Annotated in this window: 1 protein-coding gene; it reads left to right on the top strand. The window is 71.7% G+C overall.

Features of this window, described 5'->3' with window-relative positions; translation table 11 throughout:
* Nucleotides 1–233 (top strand): WD40 repeat domain-containing protein (locus MXD60_RS26515; RefSeq protein ID WP_368861287.1); only part of this gene is annotated, 233 nt, incomplete at both ends.

Genomic DNA, 233 nt, shown 5'->3' with positions numbered 1-233 from the left:
GCGGCGGCGACGACGGCACCGTACGCATCTGGAACCGCGACACCGGCACCGAACACACCACCCTCACCGGCCACACCAGCACCGTCCTGTCCGTGGCGGTCACCCCGGACGGCCAGCAGATCATCAGCGGCGGCGACGACGACGGCACCGTCCGCGTCTGGAACCGCGACACCGGCACCGAACACACCACCCTCACCGGCCACACCGGCACCGTCCTGTCCGTGGCGGTCACC

It is taken from the genome of Frankia sp. AgB32, from assembly GCF_023243045.1.
GTDB lineage: Bacteria > Actinomycetota > Actinomycetes > Frankiales > Frankiaceae > Frankia.
This window is presented reverse-complemented; position numbering and strand designations above follow the sequence as displayed.